The following is a 25,639-nucleotide window of genomic DNA, read 5'->3' on the forward strand; positions in this document are numbered from 1 at the left end:
CATGGCCGCTCGAACGCAACCCTAGCGCGAGTGTTAAGGAGTTGTTAACCATTTTCCATCGGTGTGGGACGGACACCGATGCCTCATCGGAGGCTTGCGCTGCACCCTGCCGGCAGGACGCGTGATGGAACAGACGAAGCACCCTAAGGCCGAGACGCTGACACCGATCGAAGCCGCCGCGCGCGACGTCCGCGAGCCGACGACCCGGATTCGGACCGGCAACCTGGTCCTTCTCGCCGCGGACGAGCGCGCCACCGCGCAGGGCCGGAATCCGAACCCGTCGCCGGTGGAGCGGTGGCCGGACCTGCTGGAGCGGGTGCAGGGCGCGGCCCGGTACATCCGGGACGTCGAAGACCGGGCGCAGGAGCAGGAGACGCACGTCCAGGATCTCCTGCGGCAGGTGCGGGCCGACATGGATGCGGCCCGCGCCCAGGTGCAGGCGGCCGAGCGGGAGACCCACGAGGTCCATGCGCAGGCGATCAAACTGATCCAGGCCGCCGAGGACCGGGCCGCGGCCGCCGAAGAGCGGGCTGCAGCGGCGGAACTCATGCTCCAACGCATCGCCGAGACGATCGACGCGGAGTTCGTGACGCAGGCGGGCCCACAGGACGCCCGGACCCGGGCCTCCGCCACCCGGGCGGCCTCGTGACCCGCGCGGGCCCGGCCGGATCGCGGCGGCGATGAACGCGGCCTTCTGGGCAGAGCTCGACGCACGCATCGCGCGCGCGGAGCCGGCCCCGGCGACCGCCGACGGCAATCCGGCGGTCGCCGGGCCGCTCCCGGTGGCGGCCTCCGGAGCGGGTCCCGAGACGCCGTCCGAGCCACCGTCCGAGCCACCGTCGCGGCCGGATGCGGACTGGAGCCAGGTTCTGGACACGCTGTCGGCCGCGAGCATCGCGGCCCAGGAGCAGGATCAGCGCCTGCGCCAGCGATCCGCCACCTGCGAGACCCTGTCTGCGGAGCTGCAGGCGGCCCGGCAGGAAATCGAGGCGCTGCGGGCGCATCTGCAGGAGGTGCAGACCCAGGCGGCACTGCGCGTCCGCGAGGTCGAGGCGCTGGCCGACGGGCGGGTCCGGGACGCCGACGAGCGCGCCGAGGCCGCGATCGTGCGGGCGGAGTCGGCCGAGGACTGGCTCAAGCGTATCGAACAGGCCAGCCGGGATCTGCTGCCGGACGGCCGGCATGCGGCCGCCTGAAGCGCGGGACGCCGGGCCTTTCGGAAACGCCGGTCTCCCGGTGGGTCATCGGCCCCGGGAAGACGGCCCGTTGCCCGGTCAGGAGAACCTCCTCGTCGGAATCCGAGGTGGGTCGGCCTCAGCCCGTCGGGATCCGCCGGCTCAGGCGGCCCGGTCGCGGGGCACGCCCTGGGCGATCGCACGCGCCAGCGCGGCCCGGCGTTCGGCATATTCCCGCGCGACCATCGGATAGTCGCCCGGCAGGCCGAAGCGGGCGCGATAGCTCTGCGGGTCCAGCCCATGCGCCGTCAGATGGCGCTTGAGGGTCTTGTAGACGCGCCCGTCGATGAAGCTCATGATGCCATCGGGCCGGACCGAGCCGCGGACCTGCGCCGCGCTCGGCTTGTCGAGCCGCACCTGCAGATCCGGGGCCGCCGCCACCGGCCCGCTCCCGGGATACGCCAGCGCGCTGATCGCGCTGTGGCACTGCGCGATCAGGGCCGGCAATTCGGTGACGGGGACCCGGTTATTCGACACGTAGGCAACGACGAGCCCAGCAACCAGCTCGATATTGGATTGGGGGCTCATCGGAGTCGATGGGGACACGGGGCGGCCTCCTGAATGGGATGAAAACCTTCATAGGTTGGTCCGTCCCATTGCGCTTGCCTGGAAGCGTGCTACCGTTTTCCTGAGCGCGCACGCGGGCGCCCGAATACAAGAAGTTGCAATGAGGACTTTGTTCTCGACGGCGGATTACGCGCCAGAAGACAGTTTCCGCTTCTGGCGTGAGACGATCTTCGATCGCATTGTGCCTGTCGAACTTACGCCCACCGCCGCTCACGGATTCGCCGGCTCCCTGGAGGCCGCCGAGGTCGGACCTCTGCTCATCACGCGGGTGACGCAGAGTGCCGTCACGACCGTCGCGACCCCGGACACGATCCGGCGGCACGGCAAATACGAGACGCTGAACGTCGCGATCACCCTGAAGGGCCGCGTGTTCAGCGCGCAGGACGATCGCACCGCGATCCAAAATCCCGGCGACATCGTCGTGATGGATCGGCGACCGGCCGTCATGGGTTCGGATGGCGACACGCAGACGCTGTTCATCGAGATGCCGCGCGCGTGCCTGGAACGGGCGCTCGGCTCGACGCGCCGCTTCACGGCCCTGACGATCGGGGCCGACCAAGTCGGCACGTCGATGGTCACGACCTTCTTCCAGGAGCTCGCCCGCACCGCCGGTCAGATGACCCCGGACATGGCGAACCGCATGGCCTCGATCGGCGTCGACTTGGTGGTCGCCAGCATCGCGGAGCGCCTCGCCCACGAGCCCCCGAGGAACATCCAGGGGATCCTCATCTTTCAGCGCGCCTTGGCCCACATCGAGGCCAATCTGGGCGACGTGAATCTCGACCCCGCCCAGCTCGCGGCGGCGGTCGGCGTGTCGCTGCGCCACCTGCAGACGCTGTTCCGCGAGCAGGACCGCAACATCGCAGACTGGATCTGGCGGCGGCGTCTGGAGAGCGCCGCACAGCGGCTCACGGATCCCGGCTTCAGCCACCTGTCCGTGGGCGAGCTGGCCTATAGCTGCGGCTTCAGTACCCAGAGCCACTTCAGCCGACGCTTCAAGGAGAGCTACGGACTCTCACCGAGCGATTACCGGAGGGCGCCCGGGATCGCGGGCTGACGGCCGGCTATTGGGGACGGGCCCCCGCGGAGTTCGCCCGGATCCATCCCGGCGCGAGGATGTCGCCGTCCTCCGTGATGATCCACGGGCTGGCATCCTCGGCGTCGATCGCCGCGACCGCGGCGGCCAGGGCGGCCCGCAGCGTCGGGAAGCTGCGCGAGTCGGCGACCCGGGCGGGCGCGTAGCCCGGCCAGAGAGTCAGTTCGGCGGGTCTGTCGAGGTCGGTCGGCATCATGGCGTAGGCGGGTCTGGAGGGGCACGCCGCCGATGCCGCGGACGTGCAGGGGAAGCGAGCGGAGCGCGGGAGGCCTCCCGGGCCGCCCGCCGAGCGGAACGCGACGCGCGTTCAGGCGGCTTTCGGCTTCGGCCGGGGAACACGCACCTCGACGGTTTGTCCGGTCAGCGGATTCAAGATCAGCATGGCAGCACGTCTCCGGTGGAACTGCCCGTAGAACGCCGGCCGATCGCATCCGGATCGGGGCGGTCGGTGCAAGTTTGCCGATTGGGTAAACCAATCGTTCACCGTGGCGGCGGGCCGTCCATCCGCCCCGTGATCGCCCCAGGATAGATCCGGGTCGCCGCGCCGATGGAAGGCCGCGCGCATACCGCTTTAGGAGGAGGTCCGGCACGGGCGCAGATCGGGCGCAGATCGCGCGCAAGCGGGCCGACCGGGCGCCGCCGGACGCGACCGCGCCGGCGGTGCGACGGGCCCCGCCATCCCGAGCGCGGCAGTCACGGGCCGAACGGCCCGGTTCGATCAGACCCGTTCGGGCTCCGCCAGCAGGATGGCGGCGCGGATCGCCGCCCGGCGCAGTCCGGTATCGGCCCAGGGCTGATCGATCAGCGTCCGGGCGAAGGGATGCGAGGCCACCGCCACCGCAGGGTCGATGCGGAAGCCGTCCCCGAACGCCACAGAGCCGGGCGTGGGATCGGCCAGATACGCGTCCACGACGGCCGAGACGTCGTCATCGACGATGTCGAGGGTCGTGAACAGGTCGAGGGTCATCGGGCGCTTCGCCATGGCGGCGCTATAGCGGCGTCTGCACGACAGGATCACGACTCTCGCCCCGGGCCGCGGCGCCCCGTTCAGTACGCGTCCGGCACGTACATCTCGGCGGGGACCGGACCGCGCACGTAATCCGCATGCCGCAGGCGGGCCGGCAGGTGGACCGGCGGGTGCTCCACGCTGCCGTACGGGATCTGGCCGAGCAGATGGCTGATGCAGTTCAGGCGGGCCCGGCGCTTGTCCACCGCCTCGACCACCCGCCAGGGCGCCTCGGGGATGTGGGTGCGCGCCAGCATATCCTCCTTCGCCCGCGTGTAATCCTCCCAGCGCCGACGCGACTCGACGTCCATCGGCGACAGCTTCCACTGCTTGAGCGGATCGCGGATCCGCATCTGGAAGCGGAATTCCTGTTCCGCGTCGGTGATCGAGAACCAGTATTTGAGGAGGACGATGCCGGAGCGCACCAGCATCCGCTCGAACTCGGGCACCGAGCGGAAGAACTCCTCGACCTCCGCCTCGGTGCAGAAGCCCATCACCCGCTCGACCCCGGCGCGGTTGTACCAGGACCGGTCGAACAGCACGATCTCCCCGCCGGCCGGCAGGTGAGAGACGTAGCGCTGGAAGTACCATTGCGTCCGCTCGCGCTCGCTCGGGGCCGGCAGGGCGGCCACGCGGCAGACGCGGGGGTTGAGGCGCTGGGTGATCCGCTTGATCACGCCGCCCTTGCCGGCCGAATCGCGGCCCTCGAAGAGGACGACGACACGCAGCTTCCGATCCTGCACCCAGTCCTGGAGGCGGACCAGTTCGTGCTGCAGGCGCAGCAGTTCGCGGAAATAGACCTTGCGGTCCAGGCGCTCGGGCTGTGCGCCGTCGGCGGCGAGCCGATCGAGGCGCTCCTCCTCGAGCCCGAGTTCCACCTCCTCATCGTAGCTGTCGGCAAGGTCGCGCCGGATCGCCTCCAGGGCGGCATCCAGGGCAGCACTGTCGTCGAGCCTCATCGCGGGTCCCCCTGCGTGTCGGACGGCCGAGCTAGAGCAGCCTTCCGTGACAGGCCTGAGAAGCGATCGGTCCGCGGGCGGACGATCCGGTATCGCACCCGTGATCGTTCCGTCATACGCTTCGGCCACGGAGCACCGCGACCGGAGACGCGTCATGGCTGGAGAAGCGACGAAGCCCCCGCCGGGGCGGGCGCCGGACGATCGGGATCCGGCCCGGGCCGAAGGCGAGAAGGTCGGCGCCCGGATCGACGCGGCGTTCGAGAAGCTCGCCAGGAAGCTGCGCGCCCGCGCCGACAAGGCCCATGGCAAGCTCGATGCGGCGACGCCGGCCGAGAAGCGCGCGGTCCTGCTCCGCCGCTACGAACTCTACGCGGATGCGGCGGCCTATCTCGAAGAACGGCTGGTGCAACGCGGGGAGCGGTCCACGTGATCTGCACCGACCCGGCCGGGCGCGTCGCCGCCGGCCGCAGCTGACGGCGAGGCCCGACCATGTTCGACGCGACCAAGATGCTCGCCGATGCCCTCGGCGAGCACCTCGCCGTCACCTACCAGCGGACCTTCGGCAGTCGGGAGCCGCGCTATGCCGAGATCATCGAGGCCTCGGCGCGCCTGACGATCGAGCGGATCGTCGGGAGCGATGCCCTCTACCATGACGGCGATCATACGGCCCTCGTCACCCTGGTCGCCCAGGACATCCTGCGCGGCCGCTTCCTGCACGAGGGTGTCACGCCGGAGGACTGGCTGCACATGATCCTGGCCGCCCTCTACCACGACATCGGTTACGTGCGCGGCGTCTGCGCGGGCGACCGGGCCCAGGCCTTCGTCATCGACGCGCGGGGCGGGACCGTGTGCCTGCCCCGCGGGGCCTCCGATGCGGCGCTGGCGCCGTATCACGTCGAGCGCTCGAAACTCGCTGTCCAGGAGCGCTTCGGCACGCACGATCTCGTCGATGCGGGCCGGGTCATCCGGGCGATCGAGCTGACCCGCTTCCCGGTGCCGGAAGACGACGCGCATCGCGAGACCGGGACCGAGGCGGGCCTGTTGCGGGCGGCCGACCTGATCGGGCAGCTCGGCGACCCGCTTTATCCGCGCAAGTTGAATGCGCTGTTTCACGAATTCGCCGAGATCGGCGTCAACGCGGAACTCGGCTACGACAGCCCGGCCGACCTTGCCGAGCGCTATCCGTCCTTCTTCTGGGGCAAGATCGAGCCCGTGATCGGGGATGCGATCCGCTTCCTCGACCTCACGGTCGAGGGCCGGGGCTGGGTCGCCAACCTCTACGCCCATGTCTTCGCCATCGAACACGACCGCCGCCGCATGGGCCCGCATCCCGGATCGGGGCCCGTCTGAGGCCGGCGGGGCGTCCGGCGGGAAGACGCGGTGGGCCGGCCGGGCGAGGCCGCTGTCGCACTCGACGCGGCCGCCGGGGCGCGGCGTCCGGCCTATCGCCGCGGGCGCCGGTCGCTCACGGATGCCTGTGGATCGGATCGACCCAGTAGACGGTCTCGGGCGTCTCGGCGGCCTCGACATCGGGCAGGTTGACCACCACCGCCTCGTTGTCGGAGCGCACCAGCACGCAATGCAGGGGCTCGTCGGTCGAGGCGTTGATCTCCTGGTGCGGCACGAAGGGCGGCACGAAGATGAATTCGCCGGGGCCGGCCTCGGCCACGTATTCGAGCTTGTCGCCCCAGCGCATCCGGGCCCGGCCGGAGACCACGTAGATCACGCTCTCCAGCTCGCCGTGATGGTGCACGCCGGTCTTGGCGTCGGGCTGGATCGCCACCGTGCCGGCCCAGATCTTCTGGGCGCCGACCCGGGCGGCGTTGACGGCCGCCTGCCGGAACATGCCGGGCGTCTGCGCGGTGTTGGCATCGAGCCGGTCGCCCGGGATGACCCGCACGCCGTCGTGCTTCCACCGCTCCGGGGCGCCCGGCTCGTGGGCCTCGTCGTGCGCATGCGGGTGCGTGTGATCGTCGCCGCTGTCGTGCATGTCGAATCCTCCCGCGCCATCATGGCATGGCGGCGCGGGATCGCCGAGGAGGCCGGTCGCGGGATCGACGGGCGGCCGGACGGTTCCCCGCCGCCTCAGCCCCCCGCCACCGACGGGGCCGGGCCGACGGCCGGCGGCCGCGACGGGTGCCGGCCGATCCAGAAGACCAGGGCACAGCCGATGCCCGTGAGGGCGCAGAGCGGCAGCAGGGCGACGGGGAAGCTGCCGGTCTGCTCGCGCAGCACCCCGATCAGCGAGGTGATCGCTCCGGTCCCCAGATGCGCCAGCGTGTTGATCGCCGCGATGCCGGCCGCCGTCTGGGCTGGCGGCAGCGTCTCGGTCGCCAGGGCGAAGAACGGGCCCTTGATCGCGTAATTGCCGAGCAGGACCAGCGAGAGCAGGACCAGGGTGATCCAGAGGGAGCCCGTCAGCAGGGTCAGGGCGAAGCTCAGCGAGGTCAGTGCCAGCGGCAGGGCCGTGCTCCAGATGCGCTCGCCGCTGCGGTCCGCCCGCAGGCCCCAGACGATCATGAACACCGAGGCGATGCCGAAGGGGATCATGTTCAGCAGGCCGGTCTCCAGGTTGCTGAGGCCGAACCCCTTGAGGATCTGCGGCATCCACAGCGACAGCGTGTTGCTGGTGGCCGAGCTGCCCGCGTAGATAACGGCGAGGAGCCAGACCTGACGGCTGGCGAGCACCGCCCACACCGCCGCGAGGCCGTGGGCGTGGTGGGATGAACCCGCCTCCGCGGCGCGGCGCTCGGTCTCCAGCCGGTCCGCCAGCCATCGGCGCTCCGCCGGGCTCAGGAAGGCCGCCTCGGCCGGCCGGCTCGGCAGCAGCGCCAGGGCGGCGATGCCGAGGAGAACGGCCGGGATCGCCTCCATGATCAGCAGCCACTGCCAGCCGCGCAGGGACGCGGCCCCGTCGAGGGTGAGCAGCGCCGCCGAGAGCGGCGAGCCGAAGAAGCTGGAGAGCGGGATCGCGACCATGAACATCGCCACGATCCGCGCCCGGTAGGCCTTGGGGAACCAGTAGGTCAGGTACAGGATCACGCCGGGGAAGAAGCCGGCCTCGGCCGCGCCGAGCAGGAAGCGGGCGGTGGCGAAGCTCGCCGGACCGGTGACGAAGGCCGAACCGATGCCGACGAGCCCCCAGGTGATCATGATCCGCGCGATCCAGATCCGGGCGCCGACCCGCTCCATGGCGAGGTTGCTCGGCACCTCGAACAGCACGTAGGCCACGAAGAACAGGCCGCCGCCCAGGCCGAAGGCCGCGGCGGAAAGGCCGAGGTCGCGGTTCATGGTCAGCGCCGCGAATCCGACATTCACCCGGTCGACGTAGGCGATGAAGTAGCAGAGCACGAGGAAGGGGATCAGGCGCAGGCCGACCTTCCGCATCGTTCGGCTCTCGAAGGCGGCCGCGTCCGCCCCGTGAGGCATGGTCGGTGTTGCCATGGTCCTGTCCTCGTTGAAATCCGGGCTGGCGCGCGCCGGGCGGCTCAGTGGTCGAAGCGGAAAAGGGCGGCGGGCGTCTCGCCCAGGATGATCCGGCGCTCGGCCGGGTCGGGTACCCAGGCGTCGAGGTCGCGCCGCGCCTCGGCGGGGCTGGCCTGGGTCTCGAACTGCGTGTGCGGCCAGTCGCTGCCCCAGAGCAGGCGCCGCGCACCGAAGGCACCGCGCAGGCGCTCGGCCGCCTGCAGCGCCGTCTGCCGGCCGGCCGCGCCGCTGCCGATGCGGTAGGCGCCCGAGAGCTTGACCCAGACGCGGCCGCCGCGGCCGAAGCCGAGGAGGTCGGCGAAGCCCGGATCGGCGATGCCGAGGGCAGGGTCGATCCGGCCGAAATGATCGACCACCACCGGGATGCCCGCTTCGATCAGCGGCGGCAGCAGATGCGCGAGGCGCCGCGCCTCGGCCTGGACCTCGATCTGCCAGCCGAGATCCGCCACGCGGGCGAGGTGGGCCCGCCAGACCGGACTGCCGAACTCCGGGTCCGGCCGGCCGATCAGGTTGAGGCGCAGACCGACGACGCCCTGGTCGGCGAGATCGCGCAGGGTGACCGTCTCCGCCGCGGGGTCCAGCACCGCGATGCCGCGCAGCCGCTCCGGGGCGGATCGCAGGGCCGAGACCATGTAGCTGTTGTCGGTGCCGAGGAAGCTCGGCTGGATCAGCACGCCGCGCGCCATGCCGTTCCGGTCCAGCATGGCGCGATAATCGGCGATGCTCGCGTCGTAGGCCGGGGCGTAGCGCCGGTCCCCGACCAGGGTGAGGGTCCGGGTGAAGACGTGGGCGTGGGTATCCACCGCCGCCACGCCGTCGCGCGCGTCGAGGCCCGTCTCGGCCGCCCGGCCGCGGACGGGGAATGCGAGCGCGACGCCGCCCGCGAACAGGGTACGGCAGAACAGGCGCCGGTTCATCGGATCATCTCACGGTCTGGGGGAGCAGCGCGCCGCCGGACTGCCGATCCGGCAGGAGCGCGACGGCGAGGAGGACGAGCCCGTAGGCGCCGATGGCCGACAGGCCGATCGCCGTCCCAAGGCCGCAGATCTCGCTGAGCAGGCCGACGCCGAGGGGCAGCAACCCGGAGGCGAGACGGCCGGCATTGTAGCAGAAGCCCATCCCGGTCCCGCGCAGGCCGTCCGGGAAGAGCTCGCTGAACAGAGCGGCGAGACTCGCGGGGATCCCGGCCGTGCAGAAACCGAGCGGGGCGCCGAGAAGGAGCAGCCCCGTGCCGCCGACCGGCACCAGCAGGTAGAGGACGACCAGGGCCATGCAGCCGGCGGCGAACAACGCCACCGTCCGCCGGCGGCCGAGCCGGTCCACGAGGCCGCCCGCCACGAGGCAGCCCAGGCCGAAGGCCGCGATGATGATCGCGAGGTAGAGCCCGGTGCCCGCCACGGAGGCGCCGCGCTCGACGCTCAGATACGTGGGCAGCCACGTGAACAGGGCGTGGAAGCCCCCGTGCGCCCCCAGCCCGAGCAGCGTCCCGATCACCGTGATCCGGCGCAGGCCGGGCGAGAAGATCAGGAGCGGCCCGATGGCCGGCCGGATCGGTCCGGCGGCCGGTCGGACCGGCTCCGGGACCGAGCGGCGGAGGTAGAGGACGAGGAGCGCGGGCGCGAGGCCGCAGGCGAACAGAGCCCGCCAGGCGGTCTCCTGATCCAGGACGGAGAAGGCCGCGGTAGAGAGGAGCACGGCCGCGCCCCAGCCGAGCGCCCAGCCGCCCTGGACGGCGCCCAGCGCCTTGCCGCGATGCTCGGGCCGAATGGCATCCGCCATCAGGACCGCGCCGGCCGCCCATTCGGCGCCGAAGCCGATCCCCTGCAGCGCCTTCACGATCAAGAGCTGGCCGAAGCTCTGCGCGAAGGCCGCCAGGAAGGTCGCGACCGCGAACCACAGCACCGTGATCTGAAGGGCCCGGACGCGGCCGATCCGATCCGCCATGAGGCCGCCGAGCCAGCCGCCGATCGCCGCCGTGACCAGCGTGACCGCGCCGATCAGGCCGGCCTCCGGGCGGCTGAGCCCGAAGCTCGCGACCAGGGCGGGGATGGCGAGGCTGAACATCTGCACGTCCAGGGCGTCGAGCGACCACCCGCCCAGACAGGCCCAGAAGGTGCGACGCTCGGCCGGACCGACCTCACGGTACCAGCGGAACACGGGCTTTCCTCCGCCCTCTAAAGAGGACTAGTCATTTATATGACTTAATGAGCATGGGCCCGATGGCCCGTCAAGCCGGCGGCCTTTCACCGGATGTCGATGTGGTACCGGAAGTCCTTGGCGGCGCCGCGCGTTACGCGCCACTCGATCGGGCGGGCATCGAAGCCGAAGGCGAGGCGCGCGATCACGACGACGGGCTCGCCCTCCGCGATCCCGAGGCGCTCGGCGTCGGTCGCATCGGCGATGCCGACCGTCAGGGTCTCCTCCGCCCGGGCGACGATCTCGCCGCACAGGCGCTCGTAGGCGGGGTAGAGCAGATCGCCGATCTCCGTCAGCGGCGCCTCGAGGAGCGGTGCGAAGCGCGCGGCCGGCAGCCAGATCTCCTCGGACAGGATCGGTCGGCCCTGCAGGAGCCGCGTCCGGATCAGGCGGATCGCCTCGCCGCTTGCGTCGGGGCCGAGGGCTTCACGCACGGCCGCGGGCGCCGGCCGGGCCTCGCGCAGCAGGATCCGCCCTTCCGGCACGGCCTGGCTCCCATCCGGCCCCAGATGCCGGAAGAACCGGAACAAGGATCGGTCGAAGCGCGGCCGGCGGACGAAGGTCCCGCGGCCCTGCTGGCGCTCCACCAAGCCGTCGGCGACCAGGACATCGATCGCCTTGCGCACGGTGCCGATGGCGACACGATGGGTCGCCGCGAGTTCCGCCTCCGTGGGAATCGGTTCGCCCGACCGCCAGACGTTGCGCGCGATCTGGAAGGCGATCGCGTCGCGCAGTCGCTGATAGAGCGGCAGACGGAGATCGGGCTGCGGCGCGGGCGTGAAGGTCATGTGTATGACTGTATGATCCTCGCGCATCGCCGCCAATGGGGCCGAGGGAGGCGGCGGTGCACAGCGTCGCAGGGCGGGACCCAGGCGCAGCGTCGCGGGTTTGAGCCCGGATGTCTGAAGACGGGCTCAGCGAGGAGCGGATGATCGAACGTCGCACGGCTCAGGAGAGCCGCCAGGGCCGGCGGGGCAGGCCGGTTCTCGTCGTGCTCGCCGTGAGTGTGGCGCTGATGATCGCCGCATGGGCCGGTCTGCTGATCTGGCAGGGCGCGGCATCGCCGCCCGATTACGCCAGCCAGAGCCAGGCCGCGGCCCGAAAGGTCGTGACCGGTTCCGAGACGGGCTCCGCCGGAGCCGCCCCGGCAGCCAGCGCGCGTCCGGCGCCCTGACGAGGAGCGGATTCACGCCAGAGGGTGCGCCAAGTGGTGCGCTGAGACGCCGAGACACAGATTCGCGAGGATCAGCGACCCCCGGGCGGGTATCCGTGTCGACGTGGAATCCCCGCGCGCCGTCGGTGCCTGCGGCGGCGGGTCGGATCACGGCAATGTCATCGGCACTATTGCGAGGCCGCCTGCCCCGGTCCTTGGAAGGACTTCGCTGCTCCGAACTTGATCCCGGGAGCGACTGCCTCATTTCGTCACCAGCCTCGAGCGCGACGGGGATTCCCCGGAGGTTCGAACTGCCTGCACCGCCCCGCCGCCTTCGATGCCCGAGCCTCGGGCGGCCGGCGGCTCAATGCCTAGGGGACCACTGATGAGCGAGACGATCGACAAGACGGACACCACGACGTTCCCGATGGCGGGCAAGTGTCCGTTCGGCGGCGACCGGATCGGTGGCGCCCACGGCAACCGGCCGACGCTGGAGAACTGGTATCCCCATCGCCTGCGGGTGGAAGTGCTCCACCAGAACGGGCTGGCGGCCGATCCCCTCGGGCCGGATTTCGACTACGCGGCTGAGTTCGCCAAGATCGACTTCGAGGCGCTCAAGCGCGACATCAAGCAGTTCCTGACCTCCTCGGTGGACTGGTGGCCCTCCGACTACGGCAATTACGGCCCGCAGATGATCCGCATGGCCTGGCACTCGGCCGGCACCTACCGGATCGCCGACGGGCGCGGCGGCGCCGGCACCGGCATGCAGCGCTTCGCGCCGATCTCCAGCTGGTGGGACAACGGCAACACCGACAAGTCGCGCCGCCTCCTGCAGCCGATCAAGCACAAGTACGGCAACGCCCTGTCCTGGGCCGACCTGATGGTCCTGACCGGCAATTGCGCCCTGGAGATCATGGGCCTGCCGACCTACGGGTTCGGCGGCGGGCGGCTCGACGCCTGGGAGGCGGACAACGCCACCTACTGGGGCCCCGAGGTGGTCGAGATGGGCTCGGTCTCGAGCTTCGACGACATGGTGAACCGCGACAAGCGCTGGCGCGGCAAGAACGGCGACGCCGACTACGACCTGGAGAACCCGCTCGCCGCCTCCCACCAGGCGCTCATCTACGTGAACCCCGAGGGACCCTACGCCAACGGCGATCCGCAGGGGTCGGCCAACGACATCCGGGTGACCTTCACCCGCATGGCGATGAACGACGAGGAGACCGTGGCGCTGATCGCGGGCGGCCACGCCTTCGGCAAGAGCCACGGCATGACCCCCGCCAAGGAGATCGGTCCGCCCCCCGAGATGGCGCCGATGGAGGCGATGGGCCTCGGCTGGCACAATCCGAAGGGGTCCGGCTCCGGCAAGGACACGATGACCAACGGCATCGAGGGCAGCTGGACGCCCGATCCGACCAAGTGGGACAACGCCTACCTGGAGAACCTCTTCAAGTTCGAGTGGGAACAGACGAAGAGCCCGGCCGGGGCGCTCCAGTGGACGCCGAAGGACCCGAACGCGCCGAAGACGCCGGACGCCCATGTCGCGGGTCAGATGCACCCGCTGATGATGATGACCTCGGACATCGCCCTCAAGGTCGATCCCGAGTACCGCAAGGTCTGCGAGAAGTTCCTCAACGACTTCGACGCCTTCACCCAGGCCTTCTCCAAGGCGTGGTACAAGCTCACGCACCGCGACATGGGTCCGAAGCACCGTTATCTCGGCCCGGAGGTGGTGATCGAGGACGGGCTCCTGTGGCAGGATCCGCTGCCGGAGCGCGACTACGACCTCGTCGGCGAGGCCGAGATCGCCGTGCTGAAGCAGGCGATCGCCGGGACCGGCCTGTCGGTGTCCGATCTGGCCTTCACGGCCTTCTCGGCGGCCTCGACCTATCGGGACAGCGACAAGCGCGGCGGTGCCAATGGCGGCCGACTCGCCCTCGCCCCGCAGAAGGATTGGGCCGTCAACCGCCGGGCCGCGCCGGTGATCGAGGCCCTGCGCAACGTGATGTCGACCTTCAACGGCGGGCGCAGCGACGGGAAGAAGATCTCCCTCGCGGACCTGATCGTGCTCGGCGGCTGCGTCGCCGTGGAGAAGGCGGCCCGCGATGCCGGAGTCGACACGCCGGTGCCGTTCACGCCGGGCCGGGTGGACACGACCCAGGCGCTCACGGACCTCGAGATGTTCGAGTGGCTGAAGCCGGTGGTGGACGGGTTCCGCAACTACGTCGATGACGGCTTCGGGCAGATGACCCGCAGCGTCTCGCCGGAGGAGATGTTCCTCGACAAGGCCAACCTGCTGACGCTGACGGCCCCGGAATGGACCGTCCTGACCGGCGGCCTGCGGGCGCTCAACGCCAACCACGACGGGTCGAACCGGGGCGTCCTGACCGATCGGATCGGGGTGCTGACGACCGACTTCTTCCGCAACCTGACCGACGTCGATCTGGTCTGGGAGAAGGCGGATGCGGACGGGATGACCTTCGCGCTCAAGGACCGTGCGAGCGGCCAGACGAAGTTCGAGGCGACCCGCAGCGACCTCGTCTTCGGGTCGAACGCACAGCTCCGGTCGATCGCCGACGCCTACGCGGGCAGCGACGGCCAGCGGCGCTTCGTGGCGGACTTCGTCAAGGCCTGGGACAAGGTCATGATGCTCGACCGCTTCGACGTGAAGGGTCACAAGCGCTACGCGCCGATGGCGGCCTGACACCCGCCCTCAAGATACGCCCGCGCGGCCTGCGCGGGCGTTATTCCGGAGCATGCGCCGCGGACGGACCGACGATGTCCGCGGCCGCGCCTTCCGTGCCGCAGCTTCAGGTCCCGAGGCTGTGTGCGGCCAGTGCAGCCCAGTAGGCCGCGCCGACCGGCAGGGCCTCGTCGTTGAAATCGTAGCCCGGATTGTGGAGCGGCAGGCTCGGCCGCGTCCCGTCGGTGCCGATCCAGGCATAGGCGCCCGGGCAGGCTTCGAGCATGTAGGCGAAATCCTCCGACGCCATGGAGGGGCCGACATCGCCGCGGCGCGCGGTGATGTCCGGGACGGTCCCGGCGGCCGCGAGGGCGGTGCCGACGGCATCGGCGGTGTTGACCGTGGCCGGGTATCCGAACCGGTACGCCACCTCCGCGCGGGCGCCGTGCGTGCCGGCGGTCCCGCCGGCGATGGCCTCGATGAGTTCCGCGACGCGCTTGCGCACCGCCTCGTCCAGGCAGCGGACCGTGCCGCGGATGACGGCGTGGTCGGGAATGACGTTGTAGGCGTCGCCGCCATGGATCTGCGTGACGCTGAGCACGACCGGCTCCGTGGGGGCGATGCGGCGGCTGACGATGGTCTGCAGGGCGAGGACGATCTCGGAGACGACCACGAGCGTGTCGGTGCCGCGCTCCGGCATGGCCGCATGGGTGCCGAATCCGGTGACCGCGATCTCGAACGTGTCCAGGGAGGCCATGATGGCGCCGACCCGGGTCGCGAAGGTCCCAAGGGGCAGGCCCGGCCAATTGTGCAGCCCGTAGACGGAGTCGCAGGGGAACAGCCGGAACAGGCCGTCCTCGACCATCGCGCGCCCGCCGCCCTCGCACTCCTCCGCAGGCTGGAAGATAAAGTGGACCGTCCCGGTCAGGTCGGTGCGAGCCGCGAGATGCCGCGCCGCCCCGAGCAGCATCGCCACGTGGCCGTCATGGCCGCAGGCATGCATGACGCCGGGCGTCCGGGAGGCGTAGGCGACGCCTGTCGCCTCCTGGATCGGCAGGGCATCCATGTCGGCCCGCAGGCCGATGGTCGGGCCGTCGCCCCGGCTCAGGGTCCCGACCACGCCCGTGCGCCCGAGCCCGGTCTTCACGGACAGGCCGCAGGCGGCCAGTTCCCGGGCGACGAGATCCGCCGTGCGGACCTCTTGGTAGGCCAGTTCGGGATGGGTGTGCAGGTCGCGCCGCCACGCGACCATCCGCTCCACGGTCTCTGCCTCGATCCCCATGTGGTCTCTCACCCATGCCAGAGGCCGCCGGAGCGCCTCGTTCCCCCTGCCTCACCCTACGCCGGACGGCGCGGCGGTTCACCCCAGCGGCGGATGCATGAAGAACTGCGCGATCAGGGCCGCACCGAGGAACGTCCCGGCATTGGCCATGAACGAGACCACCACGATCCGCCAGCCGAGGCGGCGGAAGGCGGGCACGTCCTTGGCGACGGAGAGGCCCGCGAAGGTCAGGATCGGCGTGGCCAGGGCCAGGAAGTTGATCTTGCCGGTCAGGGCGGCGATCTCGGCGGCGTAGGGCGTGCCGGGATAGGTCAGGGCCATGCCGATGATCGAGACCCACAGGACCGCCGGCAGGCGCCGGCCGAGGAGCAGGTAGACGATCCAGCCGGCCAGCACGGTGCCGATGATGATCGCCATCCCGCCGACGACCTTCGCGTCCGGGACGACGCCGTAGGTCAGCCAGTTGCCGATGAGCCCGTAGGCACCGATCAGGATCCAGGCCAGGACGGTCTCGGCGAGGCCGATCCGCACCTCCTGATGGACCGGTGCCTCCGCCTGCGGGTCGACCGCCGCCGGGCGGGCGGCATCCGGCCGGTTGCGGCCGAGGATCGGCTCCAGCTTGCCGTAGGCCCAGATCGTGAAGGGCAACGACAGGAACAGGGTGAAGTACGTGCCGATCGTCGTGGTGACGAGGTTGCTGGCCGCCGCGAAGGTCGCGACATCCTTGGCGACCTCGGGGGTCTGCTGAGCGGCGATCGCCCCCGAGGCGGCGGCCATCATGCTGCCGGAGCCGACGCCGGCGCCCATCGCCAGGGCCAGCGGGTTGAAGACGCCCAGGCTGGCGATCAGCCCGGCCAGCAGGGCGATGAACACCGCGCCGAACACCGTGCCGGTCAGGTACTCCGCCAGCACGCCGCGGCCCTCCGGAGAATCCATGCCGTAGCGCTCGCCGATGATGGCGAGGCTCGGCTCGCGGCCGACCGAGAAGGTCGCGCCGATCGCCTCGCGCTTGATGCCGAGGAGGAGCGCCACCGGCAGGCCGAACACCATCGTCCCGAAGAAATGGCCGAATTCCTGGAAGGCGAGCGCCCAGCCCGAGGCCAGGATCTTCGGCAGCGAGCCCCCGACCAGCAGGCCGAGCTTGGCGATGAAGATCAGCAGCGCCGGCTGGAGATAGGCGCCGGCCGCGTTCTGCAGGGCGCCCGTCAGCCGCAGGGGCGCCGGGAGGCGCGGGCTCATCAGCCCCAGGGCCCCGCCGAGGAGCAGGGCCCAGAGCAGCGGCAGCAGGACGATCTTGCCGGCCCCCACCGGGATGCTGACGTTGCCGATCGCCTCGGCGATGATGACGATGACCAGGGCGAGCAGGAACAGCGTCAGCTTCCCGCCGCCGGAAACGGGCGGCGCGTCCGGCCGCGTGTTCGTCGCAAACAGTTCGCCCGCCATCGTCATCCTCCCCGCCCCTCCGGGGCTGCCCATCGCCCTGCCTGCCGGACTTGGCCGCCGGTCGTGTCGGTTGATCCCGTCCGTCGCCCCCCGCGCCCGGCGCCTAGCCCACGTAGCCGAAGGTCACCGCCGGCTGGGCCGCGGTCTCGACCCAGACGCTCTTGGTCTGCGTGTAGGCCATCAGCGCCTCGCGGCCCGAGGAGCGGCCGAAGCCCGAGCGGCCGAAGCCGCCGAAGGGCGAGGCCACGTTGATGGTCTTGTAGCCGTTGACCCACACCGTTCCGGCCCGCAAAGCCGCCGCGACCCGGTGGCCGCGGCCGCCGTCGCCGGTCCAGACCGCGCCCGCGAGGCCGTAGGGCGTGCCGTTGGCCAGCGCCACCGCCTCGTCCTCGCCGTCGAACGGCAGGACCGTGAGGACCGGGCCGAACACCTCCTCCCGGGCGATCGCCGCGTCCGGCGCGACGCCGTCCACGATGGTCGGGCCGAAATAGAAGCCGCCCGTGTCCCGCAGGGACGCGGGGCAGGCGCCGCCGGCCGCGATGGTTGCGCCGGCGCTCGCCGCGGCCTCGACCATGCCGGCGATCTTGTCGCGTTGGCGCCGGTTGTTGATCGGCCCGATCTGCGTCGCCGGGTCGGTCGGCGCCCCCACCGGGATACGCGCGGCGGCGTGGGACAGGCGCTCCACGAAGGACGCGTGGATCGAACGGTGCACGAGGAGGCGGGAGCCCGCCACGCAGCTCTGGCCGGCGCCGCCGAAGATCGCGGCCTGCGCGCCGATCAGCGCCCGGTCGAGGTCGGCGTCGGCGAACACGATGTTGGCCGACTTGCCGCCGAGCTCCAGCACGCTCGGCACGATGGCGCGGGCCGCCGCGGCGGCGATCTGCGCGCCGGCCTCGGCCGAGCCGACGAACACGACGAGGCGGGTGTCGGGATGGGCCACCGCGGCGGCCCCCGTGGTCGGACCGGCGCCGGCGAGCACCGAGACGAGGCCGCGGGGCATCCCCTCGGCGCGGTCGCAGAGCAGGCCCAGCGCCAGCGAGGTCAGCGGTGTCAGCTCGGAGGGCTTCAGCACCACGGCGTTGCCGGCGCAGAGGGCCGGGGCGATCTGCCAGCCGGCGGTGAAGATCGGCGCGTTCCAGGGGGTGATCTGCACCACGGTGCCGAAGGGCTCGTGGCGGGTGTAGTTCAGGTGCGAACTCGGCACCGGGATGACGTCGCCGTGGAGCTTGTCGCACCAGCCGGCATAATACTCGAACATCTCGGCGACCTTGGCGACCTCGCCGCGTGTGTCGCGGATCGGCTTGCCGGCCGAGAGGGTCTCCAGCTCGGCCAGCGCCCCGGCGTGCTGCCGGACCAGGGCGGCGACCGCCCACAGGGCCCGGCCCCGGGCGGCGGCGCTCATCCCCCACCACGCGCGCTGGGCGTCGCGGGCCGCCGCCATGGCGGCCTCGACCACCGACGGCCCGGCATCGGCGAAGGTCGCGAGCACACCGCCGTCCGCGGGGTTGACGAGGTCGAGGGCGGCGCCGGTCCCGGCGAGGACCTCGCCGGCCACGACGCTGCCGATGCGGCCGCCCGGCAGGAGGTCGGTCAGGAGGGCGGCGACCCGGTCGGCGGCGGGCGAGTGCGGCGTGCCGGACATCAGTGGGCTTCCTTGTGATCGCGGTAATCGGCCATGCGGGTGAAGTCGGCCGTGTCGGGGATGGCGGCCTGCGTGGCCTGCCAGATCCGCTTCACCTCGGCGGAGAGCGGCAGGTCGATCCCGCATTCGGCGGCGAGCTCCAGGGCGAGGCGCACGTCCTTGCGCATCAGGCCGGCCGAGAAGCCGCTGTCGAAGGTGCCGGACTGGACCCAGCGCGGGACCATGACCTCGCTGATCGCGCTGCGGCCGGTGGCGGTGTTGACGACCTTGACCGCCTCGTCGGCCGAGAGGCCCGCGGCCTCCGACAGGCGCAGGGCCTCGCCGGTGGTCACGAGATGGGCCGCCACCAGCAGGTTGTTGACGAGCTTGACGATGTTGCCGGCGCCCGACGGCCCGACATGGGGGGCGCGGGCCGACATGGCCTCCAGGACCGGCCGGGCCAGGGCGTAATCCGCCTCCGCCCCGCCGACCATCATGGTCAGGGTCCCCTCGGCGGCGCCGGACGGGCCGCCGCTCACCGGCGCGTCGAGGAGCGCGTGGCCGGCCGCGGCGAGGCGCTCGGCCAGGCGCCGGGTGGTGCCGGGATCCGAGGTCGAGGTGTCGACCACGATTACCTTCCGGTCGGTCCGGGACAGGAGGCCGCCCTCCGCGGTGACCACCGCCTCCACGTCCCGCGCCAGCGGCAGCGAGAAGACCAGGGCGTCGGCCGCTTGCAGGACCTCGTTGAGGGTGTTGCGTGTCGTCACGCCGGCGGCCTCCGCGGCCGGGCGCCGGGCCGGACTGAGGTCGTAGCCCAGGACCGTGAAGCCCTTGCGGGCCAGGGTCGCGGCCATGCCCAGACCCATATTGCCGAGCCCGACGACCCCTACCGTTGCGATGGTCATGCCGATCCTTCCTCACGATGCGGCACTATCGTTCCGGTAATTGAGCGTTGCGACAACAACCGATTTCTGCACGATGCGTGCGGAAATTCAGCACGGTCCCGATCAGGCCGGCGGCGGCCGGAACGCCACCATGTGGTCGGCCAGCCAGCCCAGCAGCCGGGCCGCCCCCTCGGGCAGCCGTCGCCCGGCCCGGATGACCAAGTGGGCGCTCGCCTCGGACAGGATGGCGTCGCGCAACGGCACCGCGTCCAGGAGGTCGGCGCGCAATTCGGCCGCGACCACGAAGCGGGGCAGGAAGGCCACCCCCATGGCCGCCATGACGAAGCGGCGGTGCAGTTCGAAGGACGCCGTCTCCAGCCGCGGCACCAGCCGGAACCCGCCATCCGCCTCGACGCGGCCGAGGAGCTGGCGCACCCCGTGGTCGGGCGGCAGCAGGGCGGCCGGCTCGGTGGCGAAGCTGCGCAGGGGAACCGGCGCCGACCCATTGGCGAGGGGGTGCCCCTTCGGCAGGACGGCGAGCAGGGGCTGCCGGGCGGAGACGACGCCGCGGACATCCGGATGCGCGGGCGGATTGTAGACGAGGCCGATATCCGCCTCACCCCGCGCGATCGCCGCGAGGATGCCGTCGGTGGTGCCGATCTCGACCTGATAGGCGATGCCCGGATGGTCCTGCGCGAAGCCCGCGAGGGCGTTGTCGAGGAGGTCGATCAGGAAGCCGGCGCCGCAGCGCAGGCTGATCGTCCCCCGCTGCACCCCGCGCAGGCGCTTGAGCTGGTCCTCCAGGAGCGCCGCCTCGTCGGCCTGTCGCTGCGCGTGCTCGGCGACCAGACGGCCGGCCTCGGTGGGGACTACGCCCCGGGGCAGGCGTTCGAGCAGCGTCTCGCCGACCTGCGCCTCCAGCTCGATGATCTGCCGACTGACGGCCGAGGCGGCGACGTTCAGGCCCTCGGCGGCGGCCCGGACCGAGCCCGCGCGCACGACGGCGAGGAGGTAGCGCAGGGCGCGGTCGTTCACGGCGGCGGGCCTCCGGCGGCCGCACCGTGCCGGTCGATCGCGACGGTCCCCCGCGCCACGACGAGCACGGGCGCCTGGCGCTCGACGATCACCTGGGGCACGCCGCCGGCGCGGAAGGCGACCAGGTCGGCCCGGGCCCCCGGCGCCACCACGCCCGGGCCCAGCCCCAGAATCCGCGCCGGGACGGTTGTGACGGGGTCGAGCAGCGCGGCGAGCTCTCCGTCGGTGCGGAGATCGAACCGGTAGGCGGCGAGCTGGGCGCGGTCGACCATGCCGGTGACCGTGGCGGGATTCCAGCAGTCGCGGACATTGTCGGTGCCGAAGCAGACCGGGACCCCGAGCTCCCGCAGCCGCGGAATCGGCGGGCACCGGCGCCCGCCCGGCACGCTGCTGAGGATCGCGACCCCAGCCCGGTTCAGGCCTTCCGCGATCCGGCCGAGTTGGAGATCGTCGGCTTCCGCGAGGGCGAAGGCGTGGCTGATCGTGACCCGCCCGCCGAAGCCGGCCGCCGCCGTGCGGGCCGCGATCGCCGCGATCGTGTCGAGGCCGGCTTCGCCGCCATCGTGAAGGTGGATGTCGATGCCCCTTCCGTGACGCTCGGCCAGGGCGAAGACGATGTCCAGGTGACCGTCGCGATCGCCGTCGATGCCGACGGGATCGAGGCCGCCGACGAGATCGGCGCCCATCCGCAGGGCCTCGTCCAGGTCACCCGCGACCGGCGGGCATCCCAGGATCCCGCTCTGCGGGAAGGCGACGATCTGGATCTGCATCCGGTCGGACCAGCGCGCCCGCAGGTCGAGGATCTGGGCGAGGTGGTCGAGCCGCGTGACGTCGTCGATGTCGACATGGGTCCGCAGGCTCGTCGTGCCGCCGCGGAGCATGCGTTCGAGGAGGGCCTCGGCGCCCTGCGCGGCGAGCGGCACCCGCGTGGTCCGGCGGAAGGCCTTCTCGTCCGCGATGATCGCGCGGACGGTTCCCTGCGCCCGGTGGGGGCGCCACGCGAGGCCGAGCAGGCACTTGTCGAGGTGGACGTGCCCGTCCGCCAAGCCCGGCAGCACCAGGGCGCCGCCGAGGTCGATCGTGCGAGCGGCGGGGGGCAGCGGCGCGCCGGGATCGTGCAGGATGGCCACGCGGCCGTCCCGGATGTCGATGGTCGCCCGGCGGCCTTCGGCGAGCGTGACATCGCGCAGGCGCAGGTCGCAGGGGGCTACCGCGTCAGAACCGGGACTCGACGTCATGCCGGGGCTCCTCTCGCATCCTGATCCGCGGCGGCCATCAGAGGGGCCGGCCCGCCGCCACGACGGTCCGGATGGCGAAGCTCGATTGCAGCCGGGCCACGCCGGGGAGACGCGACAGGACATCCTTGTGCAGCCGCTCGTAATCGGCCGCGTCGACCACCTTGAGCTTGACCAGGTAATCGGCCGTCCCGGTCATCAAATAGCAATCCTGCACCTCGGGACAGCGCCGGACGGCCGCCTCGAAGCGGTTGAGGTAATCCTCGGTCTGGCGGTCCAGGGTGAACTGCGTGAGCACCACGAGGCCCGGCGCGTCGGCGCCGCCGCCGATCAGCGCCGTGTAGCCCCGGATGATCCCGGATTCCTCCAGCAGGCGCACGCGGCGGTGGCAGGCGGAGGCGGACAGGCCGATTGCGGCGGCGAGGTCGGCATTGCTGATCCGGCCGTCGACGCGCAGGGCCTGGATGATGCGGCGGTCGATCTCGTCCACGGCGGGTCACGAAGGATCTTCGAAATCGCCGTAGAAAATTGCACGAGCCGCCAATCGTCGCAAGACGCTTCGACACATCGCACGCCTGTTCGACGATCCTCCGTATAGCTTGGCGGCAGCGCATCAGGGAGCCGCCCCGGGGGTCGCCATGAGCAGGATCGATCGCGATCACCGGCCCGATGCCGGTCCCGCAGGCACGGCAGCCGCGCTCCTGACGATCGACCTCGGGGCCATCGCCGACAATTACCGTGCCCTCGCGTTGCAGGCCGGGCCGGCCGTCTGCGCGGCGGTGGTCAAGGCGGACGCCTACGGGCTCGGCGCCGAGCGGGTGGCGCCGGTCCTGGCCGCCGCCGGCTGTCGGCACTTCTTCGTGGCGCAGGTCGGCGAGGGCGTCGCCCTCCGGGCGATCCTCGGCCCCGGCCCCGTGATCGCCGTGCTCAACGGCGCCTCCCCGGGCAGCGAGGCGACCTGTGCGGCCCACGACCTCGTCCCCGTCCTCAACGACCGGTCGCAGCGCGACGGCTGGCAGGGTCTCGCCCGGCGCCTGGACCGGCGCCTGCCCGCGATCCTCCAGATCGATTCCGGCATGGCCCGGTTCGGCTTCGCGGCCGAAGAGGCCTGCGCGCTCCTCGACGCGCCGGACGCGCTGGCGGGCCTCGACCTGCAGCTGGTGATGAGCCACCTCGCCTGTGCGGGCGAGTTGGACAGCCCCGTCAACGCGGCGCAGCGCGCCGTCTTCGAGGTCGTCCGGCGGCGCCTGCCGGCCGTGCCCGCGAGCCTCGCGGCCTCCTCCGGGATCTTCCTCGGGCCGGACTTCCGGTTCGACCTGGTGCGCCCCGGCGCCGCCCTCTACGGGATCGCCCCGCAGGCGGACGCCCCGAATCCGATGCGGCCGGTGATCGGTCTGCGGGCGCGGGTGATGCAGACGCGCAGCGTCCCGGCCGGAACCCCCGTCGGCTACGGGCACGCGGCGACCGTCGGCCGGGACAGCCGCCTCGCCACCGTGGCGATCGGCTACGCGGACGGGTTCTTCCGCAGCACCGCCGGTGGGGCGGCCTGGTTCGGCGGCACGCGCCTGCCCGTGGTCGGGCGGGTCTCGATGGACAGCCTCGTCCTGGACGTCACCGACCTGGCCCCCGGCACGATCGGGCCGGGGGCGCTCGTCGACATCATCGGGCCGGAGCGCGACGTCGACGCCGTCGCCGCGGCGGCCGGCACGATCGGCTACGAGGTCCTGACCAACCTCGGCCACCGCTTCCACCGCGTCTATCTCGGAGCCTGAGGCCCGCCATGAACGTCCTCATCCTCGGCGGCGGCGTCGTCGGCGTCACCTCGGCCTATTACCTCGCCCGGGCCGGCCATCAGGTCACCGTGCTGGAGCGCCAGCCCGGCGCCGGCCTGGAGACCAGCTTCGCCAATGCCGGCCAGGTCTCGCCGGGCTACGCGGCGCCCTGGGCGGCCCCCGGGATCCCCGTGAAGGCGCTCAAGTGGCTGATGATGCGGCACCGCCCCCTGGTGCTCTGGCCGCGCCTGGAGCCCCGCCTCTACGGCTGGCTCACGCGGATGCTCGCCAACTGCACCGAGGAGGCCTACCGGCGGAACAAGGGCCGCATGGTCCGGCTCGCCGAGTACAGCCGCGACGTGCTGCGCGACCTGCGCACCGAGACGGGCATCGCCTACGACCACCGGGAGAAGGGCACGCTGCAGCTCTTCCGGACGCAGAAGCAGCTCGACCATGTCGGCGACGACACCCGCGTCCTCGACGCCTACGGCGTGCCCTACACGGTTCTGGATCCGGCGGGCTGCATCGCCGCGGAGCCCGCGCTCGCGGCGGTGCCGGACGTGTTCGTCGGCGGCCTGCGGCTGCCGGGCGACGAGACCGGCGACGCGCACCTGTTCACGCAGCGCCTCGCCGCGATCTGCGAGGGACTCGGCGTCACCTTCCGCTACGGGACGGCGATCGCGCGCCTGCACCATGCCGGCGACCGGGTAACGGCGGTGGAGACCGCCGATGGTGAGCTCCTGCGGGCGGAGGCCTACGTGGCGGCGCTCGGCAGCTACACGCCGGCCCTGCTGCGCCCCCTCGGGATCGCCCTGCCGGTCTACCCGGTGAAGGGCTATTCCCTGACCCTGCCCATCGCCGATGCGGCCGCCGCCCCGGTCTCGACGGTGATGGACGAGACCTACAAGGTGGCGATCACCCGGCTCGGCGACCGCATCCGCGTCGGCGGCACCGCCGAACTCGCCGGTTTCAGCAGCGCCCTGCGCCTGCCGCGCCGCGAGACCCTCGCGCGCTCGGTGCAGGACCTGTTCCCCGCGGGCGGCGACCTCTCCCGGGCCGCGTTCTGGACCGGCCTGCGGCCGATGACGCCGGACGGCACGCCGATCGTCGGGGGGACGCGGGTCGCGAACCTGTTCACCAACACCGGCCACGGCACCCTCGGCTGGACGATGGCCTGCGGCTCGGGCCGCCTGCTCGCCGACCTCGTGTCCGGCCGGGCCCCGGAGATCGCGAGCGACGATCTGGCGCTCGACCGCTACGCCGCGTGAGCCGGCCGGGCTTTCCGCGCCGCGTGGTGACGGCGGTGCCGGCACGCGGCGCCCTGGGGACGTGGCGCACGGGCACAGCCTCGCCTCGTCCTGCGCGGGGCCGGCCCCGACCCTGCCGGCGCCGAAGCGGCCGCCGCGAGCGGTCGCCGCGAGTGGTCGCGAAGCCCTGCCCCGGGCCTGCCCAATGATTCGGCACTCTTCGCGACACGACTGCAAGTTGATTACATCGCGTTCATGAAGCGCCGATGTCCGACATCACCGGACGACTTCACAACGGCCTGAGCAACCCTTCGCATCCCGTCGAGTTTAGGATCTGAACCAACGATCCGGGTGCGCAGATGAGTTTCATCGTCGTACAGGGCAGGGAAGATCAAGAGCAGGCGGATGCCGTGCTCAGAGGCGTCGCCGACGGGCTGGCCAGCCTGTTTCCCGTGCCCGATCATCCGCCCGGTGTTCAGGACCTGCTGGATGCCCGGACACAGGAGGCCGGCATCCGCGCAGGCAGCATCGCAACGTCGAGCGGGCGGAGTACGAAGCGCGCGAAAGCGGGTGCGCGCCGCGGCGGGGATATGGGGCCGCCTCCGGCCCGCGCCGTGAAGACGGCTCCCGCCGGGGCGCTGCGCGGATCGCCTCCGCAATACAGCCGCACGCGGGCGCGCCGGGCGAGATCCGAGGCGAAGTCCGAGCGTCGCGACCAGTCCTGAGCCCGAGGCCGGCG

Annotated in this window: 26 protein-coding genes; 10 read left to right on the forward strand and 16 right to left on the reverse strand. The window is 71.8% G+C overall.

Going from position 1 to position 25,639, the window contains the following annotated elements; translation table 11 throughout:
* Positions 1-124 precede the first annotated feature (124 nt).
* Positions 125-649, forward strand: coding sequence for a hypothetical protein (locus GGQ91_RS03230; protein WP_043389068.1), 525 nt, complete (start codon positions 125-127; stop codon positions 647-649).
* 31 nt (positions 650-680) lie between these two features.
* Positions 681-1,196, forward strand: a complete 516-nt coding sequence (locus GGQ91_RS03235) for a hypothetical protein (RefSeq protein WP_043389071.1) — start codon at positions 681-683, stop codon at positions 1,194-1,196.
* Positions 1,197-1,337: 141 nt separating this feature from the next.
* Here GGQ91_RS03235 and GGQ91_RS03240 read toward each other — a convergent pair whose 3' ends face one another.
* A complete protein-coding gene (locus GGQ91_RS03240; protein WP_343066748.1) occupies positions 1,338-1,781 on the reverse strand; it encodes a Ros/MucR family transcriptional regulator in 444 nt (147 codons plus the stop codon).
* A gap of 121 nt (positions 1,782-1,902) precedes the next feature.
* On the opposite strand from GGQ91_RS03240, the gene GGQ91_RS03245 reads away from it, so the two are divergent.
* Positions 1,903-2,859, forward strand: a complete 957-nt coding sequence (locus GGQ91_RS03245) for a helix-turn-helix domain-containing protein (RefSeq protein WP_043357887.1) — start codon at positions 1,903-1,905, stop codon at positions 2,857-2,859.
* A gap of 7 nt (positions 2,860-2,866) precedes the next feature.
* Here GGQ91_RS03245 and GGQ91_RS03250 read toward each other — a convergent pair whose 3' ends face one another.
* The 3 genes from GGQ91_RS03250 to ppk2 all read right to left on the reverse strand — a co-directional run bounded on the left by GGQ91_RS03250 (position 2,867) and on the right by ppk2 (position 4,863).
* Positions 2,867-3,094 carry a hypothetical protein gene (locus GGQ91_RS03250; RefSeq protein ID WP_043357889.1) on the reverse strand — a complete coding sequence of 76 codons (228 nt, stop codon included), beginning with the start codon at positions 3,092-3,094 and terminating at the stop codon, positions 2,867-2,869.
* Positions 3,095-3,616: 522 nt separating this feature from the next.
* Positions 3,617-3,865, reverse strand: coding sequence for a hypothetical protein (locus GGQ91_RS03255; RefSeq protein ID WP_124262955.1), 249 nt, complete (start codon positions 3,863-3,865; stop codon positions 3,617-3,619).
* Between the two features lie 80 nt (positions 3,866-3,945).
* The gene (ppk2, locus tag GGQ91_RS03260) at positions 3,946-4,863 is read right to left on the reverse strand and encodes a polyphosphate kinase 2 (protein WP_043357892.1); all 918 of its coding nucleotides are present in this window, start codon (positions 4,861-4,863) and stop codon (positions 3,946-3,948) included.
* Positions 4,864-5,017: 154 nt separating this feature from the next.
* On the opposite strand from ppk2, the gene GGQ91_RS03265 reads away from it, so the two are divergent.
* Together GGQ91_RS03265 and GGQ91_RS03270 are read left to right on the forward strand one after the other, a co-directional pair.
* Entirely contained in the window at positions 5,018-5,293 is a 276-nt protein-coding gene (locus tag GGQ91_RS03265; protein ID WP_182591317.1) for a hypothetical protein, read from the forward strand.
* 59 nt (positions 5,294-5,352) lie between these two features.
* Positions 5,353-6,213, forward strand: coding sequence for a hypothetical protein (locus GGQ91_RS03270; RefSeq protein ID WP_043357896.1), 861 nt, complete (start codon positions 5,353-5,355; stop codon positions 6,211-6,213).
* Positions 6,214-6,328: 115 nt separating this feature from the next.
* On the opposite strand, the gene GGQ91_RS03275 is transcribed toward GGQ91_RS03270, so the two are convergent.
* The 5 genes from GGQ91_RS03275 to GGQ91_RS03295 all read right to left on the reverse strand — a co-directional run bounded on the left by GGQ91_RS03275 (position 6,329) and on the right by GGQ91_RS03295 (position 11,333).
* Positions 6,329-6,853: a cupin domain-containing protein gene (locus GGQ91_RS03275; RefSeq protein ID WP_182591318.1), complete on the reverse strand. Its 525-nt coding sequence runs from the start codon at positions 6,851-6,853 to the stop codon at positions 6,329-6,331.
* Between the two features lie 95 nt (positions 6,854-6,948).
* Entirely contained in the window at positions 6,949-8,307 is a 1,359-nt protein-coding gene (locus GGQ91_RS03280; RefSeq protein ID WP_083683655.1) for an MFS transporter, read from the reverse strand.
* Positions 8,308-8,351: 44 nt separating this feature from the next.
* On the reverse strand, positions 8,352-9,266 hold the full coding sequence (locus GGQ91_RS03285) for an amidohydrolase family protein (protein ID WP_182591319.1): 915 nt from the start codon (positions 9,264-9,266) through the stop codon (positions 8,352-8,354).
* Between the two features lie 4 nt (positions 9,267-9,270).
* Positions 9,271-10,506, reverse strand: coding sequence for an MFS transporter (locus GGQ91_RS03290; RefSeq protein ID WP_043357908.1), 1,236 nt, complete (start codon positions 10,504-10,506; stop codon positions 9,271-9,273).
* Between the two features lie 86 nt (positions 10,507-10,592).
* The gene (locus tag GGQ91_RS03295; RefSeq protein ID WP_053609648.1) at positions 10,593-11,333 is read right to left on the reverse strand and encodes a GntR family transcriptional regulator; all 741 of its coding nucleotides are present in this window, start codon (positions 11,331-11,333) and stop codon (positions 10,593-10,595) included.
* 140 nt (positions 11,334-11,473) lie between these two features.
* Between GGQ91_RS03295 and GGQ91_RS03300 the strand changes: the two genes are divergently transcribed.
* Positions 11,474-11,719 (forward strand): hypothetical protein, encoded by a 246-nt coding sequence (locus tag GGQ91_RS03300; RefSeq protein ID WP_043389089.1) that lies wholly within the window; start codon positions 11,474-11,476, stop codon positions 11,717-11,719.
* A 364-nt stretch (positions 11,720-12,083) separates the two neighbouring features.
* Positions 12,084-14,402: a catalase/peroxidase HPI gene (gene katG / locus GGQ91_RS03305; RefSeq protein WP_043389091.1), complete on the forward strand. Its 2,319-nt coding sequence runs from the start codon at positions 12,084-12,086 to the stop codon at positions 14,400-14,402.
* Between the two features lie 106 nt (positions 14,403-14,508).
* On the opposite strand, the gene GGQ91_RS03310 is transcribed toward katG, so the two are convergent.
* The 7 genes from GGQ91_RS03310 to GGQ91_RS03340 all read right to left on the reverse strand — a co-directional run bounded on the left by GGQ91_RS03310 (position 14,509) and on the right by GGQ91_RS03340 (position 22,371).
* Complete coding sequence (locus tag GGQ91_RS03310; protein ID WP_043389094.1) at positions 14,509-15,663, reverse strand: M20 aminoacylase family protein; 1,155 nt, start codon at positions 15,661-15,663, stop codon at positions 14,509-14,511.
* Positions 15,664-15,741: 78 nt separating this feature from the next.
* The gene (locus GGQ91_RS03315) at positions 15,742-17,106 is read right to left on the reverse strand and encodes a DUF3100 domain-containing protein (protein WP_236952765.1); all 1,365 of its coding nucleotides are present in this window, start codon (positions 17,104-17,106) and stop codon (positions 15,742-15,744) included.
* Between the two features lie 103 nt (positions 17,107-17,209).
* Positions 17,210-18,748, reverse strand: a complete 1,539-nt coding sequence (locus tag GGQ91_RS03320) for an aldehyde dehydrogenase family protein (protein ID WP_182591320.1) — start codon at positions 18,746-18,748, stop codon at positions 17,210-17,212.
* Positions 18,748-19,632 carry an NAD(P)-dependent oxidoreductase gene (locus GGQ91_RS03325; RefSeq protein WP_182591321.1) on the reverse strand — a complete coding sequence of 295 codons (885 nt, stop codon included), beginning with the start codon at positions 19,630-19,632 and terminating at the stop codon, positions 18,748-18,750. Before GGQ91_RS03325 ends, GGQ91_RS03320 begins: the two co-directional genes overlap by 1 nt.
* Before the next feature lie 102 nt (positions 19,633-19,734).
* Positions 19,735-20,646 carry a LysR family transcriptional regulator gene (locus tag GGQ91_RS03330; protein ID WP_043354113.1) on the reverse strand — a complete coding sequence of 304 codons (912 nt, stop codon included), beginning with the start codon at positions 20,644-20,646 and terminating at the stop codon, positions 19,735-19,737.
* A complete protein-coding gene (locus GGQ91_RS03335; protein ID WP_182591322.1) occupies positions 20,643-21,884 on the reverse strand; it encodes an amidohydrolase in 1,242 nt (413 codons plus the stop codon). The genes GGQ91_RS03330 and GGQ91_RS03335 overlap by 4 nt, the downstream gene beginning before the upstream one ends.
* Before the next feature lie 37 nt (positions 21,885-21,921).
* Positions 21,922-22,371: an Lrp/AsnC family transcriptional regulator gene (locus tag GGQ91_RS03340; RefSeq protein ID WP_043354111.1), complete on the reverse strand. Its 450-nt coding sequence runs from the start codon at positions 22,369-22,371 to the stop codon at positions 21,922-21,924.
* 148 nt (positions 22,372-22,519) lie between these two features.
* Here GGQ91_RS03340 and alr point away from each other — a divergent pair, with 148 nt between their 5' ends.
* The 3 genes from alr to GGQ91_RS03355 all read left to right on the forward strand — a co-directional run bounded on the left by alr (position 22,520) and on the right by GGQ91_RS03355 (position 25,625).
* The gene (gene alr / locus GGQ91_RS03345; RefSeq protein WP_182591323.1) at positions 22,520-23,653 is read left to right on the forward strand and encodes an alanine racemase; all 1,134 of its coding nucleotides are present in this window, start codon (positions 22,520-22,522) and stop codon (positions 23,651-23,653) included.
* Positions 23,654-23,661: 8 nt separating this feature from the next.
* Positions 23,662-24,921, forward strand: a complete 1,260-nt coding sequence (locus GGQ91_RS03350; RefSeq protein ID WP_182591324.1) for a D-amino acid dehydrogenase — start codon at positions 23,662-23,664, stop codon at positions 24,919-24,921.
* A 338-nt stretch (positions 24,922-25,259) separates the two neighbouring features.
* Positions 25,260-25,625, forward strand: coding sequence for a hypothetical protein (locus tag GGQ91_RS03355; RefSeq protein WP_083936110.1), 366 nt, complete (start codon positions 25,260-25,262; stop codon positions 25,623-25,625).
* The last annotated feature ends 14 nt before the right edge of the window (positions 25,626-25,639 follow it).

Origin of the sequence: Methylobacterium fujisawaense (assembly GCF_014138435.1) — a bacterium.
Classification (GTDB): domain Bacteria; phylum Pseudomonadota; class Alphaproteobacteria; order Rhizobiales; family Beijerinckiaceae; genus Methylobacterium; species Methylobacterium fujisawaense.

Bases quoted from the DNA above. Each gene is read 5' to 3' on its own strand.
- GGQ91_RS03230 (WP_043389068.1), top strand. From the start codon at position 125: ATGGAACAGACGAAGCACCCTAAGGCCGAGACGCTGACACCGATCGAA.
- GGQ91_RS03320 (WP_182591320.1), bottom strand. From the start codon at position 18,748: ATGTCCGGCACGCCGCACTCGCCCGCCGCCGACCGGGTCGCCGCCCTC.
- GGQ91_RS03235 (WP_043389071.1), top strand. From the start codon at position 681: ATGAACGCGGCCTTCTGGGCAGAGCTCGACGCACGCATCGCGCGCGCG.
- GGQ91_RS03265 (WP_182591317.1), top strand. From the start codon at position 5,018: ATGGCTGGAGAAGCGACGAAGCCCCCGCCGGGGCGGGCGCCGGACGAT.
- GGQ91_RS03310 (WP_043389094.1), bottom strand. From the start codon at position 15,663: ATGGGGATCGAGGCAGAGACCGTGGAGCGGATGGTCGCGTGGCGGCGC.
- GGQ91_RS03335 (WP_182591322.1), bottom strand. From the start codon at position 21,884: ATGACGTCGAGTCCCGGTTCTGACGCGGTAGCCCCCTGCGACCTGCGC.
- GGQ91_RS03270 (WP_043357896.1), top strand. From the start codon at position 5,353: ATGTTCGACGCGACCAAGATGCTCGCCGATGCCCTCGGCGAGCACCTC.
- GGQ91_RS03315 (WP_236952765.1), bottom strand. From the start codon at position 17,106: ATGGCGGGCGAACTGTTTGCGACGAACACGCGGCCGGACGCGCCGCCC.
- katG (WP_043389091.1), top strand. From the start codon at position 12,084: ATGAGCGAGACGATCGACAAGACGGACACCACGACGTTCCCGATGGCG.
- alr (WP_182591323.1), top strand. From the start codon at position 22,520: ATGAGCAGGATCGATCGCGATCACCGGCCCGATGCCGGTCCCGCAGGC.
- GGQ91_RS03285 (WP_182591319.1), bottom strand. From the start codon at position 9,266: ATGAACCGGCGCCTGTTCTGCCGTACCCTGTTCGCGGGCGGCGTCGCG.
- GGQ91_RS03295 (WP_053609648.1), bottom strand. From the start codon at position 11,333: ATGACCTTCACGCCCGCGCCGCAGCCCGATCTCCGTCTGCCGCTCTAT.
- GGQ91_RS03280 (WP_083683655.1), bottom strand. From the start codon at position 8,307: ATGGCAACACCGACCATGCCTCACGGGGCGGACGCGGCCGCCTTCGAG.
- GGQ91_RS03325 (WP_182591321.1), bottom strand. From the start codon at position 19,632: ATGACCATCGCAACGGTAGGGGTCGTCGGGCTCGGCAATATGGGTCTG.
- GGQ91_RS03350 (WP_182591324.1), top strand. From the start codon at position 23,662: ATGAACGTCCTCATCCTCGGCGGCGGCGTCGTCGGCGTCACCTCGGCC.
- GGQ91_RS03355 (WP_083936110.1), top strand. From the start codon at position 25,260: ATGAGTTTCATCGTCGTACAGGGCAGGGAAGATCAAGAGCAGGCGGAT.
- GGQ91_RS03245 (WP_043357887.1), top strand. From the start codon at position 1,903: ATGAGGACTTTGTTCTCGACGGCGGATTACGCGCCAGAAGACAGTTTC.
- GGQ91_RS03250 (WP_043357889.1), bottom strand. From the start codon at position 3,094: ATGATGCCGACCGACCTCGACAGACCCGCCGAACTGACTCTCTGGCCG.
- GGQ91_RS03275 (WP_182591318.1), bottom strand. From the start codon at position 6,853: ATGCACGACAGCGGCGACGATCACACGCACCCGCATGCGCACGACGAG.
- GGQ91_RS03255 (WP_124262955.1), bottom strand. From the start codon at position 3,865: ATGACCCTCGACCTGTTCACGACCCTCGACATCGTCGATGACGACGTC.
- ppk2 (WP_043357892.1), bottom strand. From the start codon at position 4,863: ATGAGGCTCGACGACAGTGCTGCCCTGGATGCCGCCCTGGAGGCGATC.
- GGQ91_RS03300 (WP_043389089.1), top strand. From the start codon at position 11,474: ATGATCGAACGTCGCACGGCTCAGGAGAGCCGCCAGGGCCGGCGGGGC.